The sequence below is a fragment of the Fibrobacter sp. genome, assembly GCF_045112255.1.
Classification (GTDB): domain Bacteria; phylum Fibrobacterota; class Fibrobacteria; order Fibrobacterales; family Fibrobacteraceae; genus Fibrobacter.
In genome coordinates this window covers 1-1,731 of record NZ_JBGUHR010000009.1, presented here as the reverse complement: position 1 = coordinate 1,731, position 1,731 = coordinate 1, and the positions used below count along the sequence as shown (strand labels likewise).

2 protein-coding genes are annotated in these 1,731 nt (G+C 27.6%); both read right to left on the bottom strand.

Annotated elements, in window-relative coordinates:
• Nucleotides 1–164: 164 nt before the first annotated feature.
• Nucleotides 165–1,289 carry a hypothetical protein gene (locus tag ACJMM9_RS00830; RefSeq protein WP_405322979.1) on the bottom strand — a complete coding sequence of 375 codons (1,125 nt, stop codon included), beginning with the start codon at nucleotides 1,287–1,289 and terminating at the stop codon, nucleotides 165–167.
• On the bottom strand, nucleotides 1,219–1,539 hold the full coding sequence (locus ACJMM9_RS00825) for a hypothetical protein (RefSeq protein ID WP_405322978.1): 321 nt from the start codon (nucleotides 1,537–1,539) through the stop codon (nucleotides 1,219–1,221). The genes ACJMM9_RS00830 and ACJMM9_RS00825 overlap by 71 nt, the downstream gene beginning before the upstream one ends.
• Nucleotides 1,540–1,731 lie beyond the last annotated feature (192 nt).

Below are 1,731 nucleotides of genomic sequence, written 5' to 3'. Positions count from 1 at the left end.
CCCAATCCCCAATCCCCAATCCCCATTGATTTAAATATATATTTAATCATAAAACAATAAAAATTTAAAAAAAAATAATTTTAAATTATAAATTTAATTTTCGATTTTTATATAATATCAAATGAATAAAGGTTTTATAAAGACTATCACATAACAAAAACTATTTATTTATTTTGTGCCATATTCATGCCGAAAGTTGGAAAAGGGAAAAATGGGAAAGTCATATTTGGCATTGATGGCATTTGATTAGGAAAAGATCTTGGATCAACACAATACATAGGGATCATGAACATCATAGGAGGTTTTCCATCTTTTTTATCTTCGCTGCCTGGTATACATGGGTACATAGTCATATATGTCAAATAAGGTTGACTTGGTAAATCGTTCGATTTTTTTTCTTGTTTTGCTTCTTCTTTATCAGATTTTTCTTCATTAATTTTTTCTTCGTGAACTTCTTCAATTTTAGGCTCTTCTTTTTTGATATTTTCTTTAGGAACAGTCGCTGATGTAGTAAAGGTGATTTGTTTCGTGGGAACTTCTTTATTTCCTTTTAAAGTAAATTCTTCTTTTTCACTGCTTTCTAATATAGGTTTTTTTTCTTCTTTGATTTCTGGTTTTTCTTCTTTTACTTCAGGTTCTTTGGGCTCTTCTTTTGGTACAGGTTCTTCCTTTACTTCTTTATTTTCTTCTTGTTGAGGAATTTCTTGCTTTTTTTCTTTTTCTTTTTCTTTATCTTTGTCAGTTCTTGGCTCTTTTTTGTGGGCTTTTTGCTTTTCTTTTTTGACTTCGACATTGGTTCCTAATAACATTGATGCGACGTTGGCTTTCTTTGGCTTTCTAGGCTTTCCTGATTTTTTTTCTTTTTTTTCTGCGTTTTCTTCTGGTTGGGTTTCGGATGCTTGTATTTCTTTTTTTGGTTCTTTTACTTCTGGTTTCTTTTCTTCTTTTTCTTTTTTTTCTTTCTTTTCTTTTTTTTCTTTTTTGGGCTCTTCTACTGTTTCTTCTTTTTTAGTTTCTTGAACGTCGTTTAATTCTTTTTCTATCTCTTTTGTATCGCCTCCTCTATTATAATTCTTTCTTCCGCCTCTTTTGCCATAATTATTATATTTACCTCTGTAATTATTATTTCTTCTATCAGAATAGTAGTTATTATAATAATTATCATCATAATTTCTATTATTATTGTAATATTGATAATCATCATACTTTTTTTTGACTTCATCCTTCTTCCTTTTTCCATCTATTAAAAAATCGAAAATTAAATAAAAAAATATAATTACCTTTTCCAATTTCTTTCCATTCGAATTCTTCTCCTCTATTTCTTTCCTTCAATTGTTCTTTTAGATCATTGAGAATAGCATCGTCATCATCTTTGTATTTTAGCATGAGTGCATATATTTCATCATCATCAAATTTTTTTCCAGTCTCAGCTTTGAATTTATCTATTCTTTCTTCTTCTTCTCTTGTGTAGTATTCTTCGTTATCTTCAGTCTCTTTAGTCTTTGTTGTTGTTTTCTTTGATGTTTGTCCTTTCTTCATTTGAGCTTAAATTAATATATATTTATTTTTAAAATGATTAATAAATAAAGAATAAATAATTAATTTTTATTTTAATTATTTATTAATTAAATATAATTTAAATTTTTTTTAGTTTAATTAAAATTAGTTATTGATGATATATTTATTGGGGATTGGGGATTGGGGATTGGGGATTGGGGATTGGGGATTGGG

Excerpts from the sequence above, each read along its gene's own strand:
- ACJMM9_RS00825 (WP_405322978.1), bottom strand. The coding sequence starts at position 1,539 with ATGAAGAAAGGACAAACATCAAAGAAAACAACAACAAAGACTAAAGAG.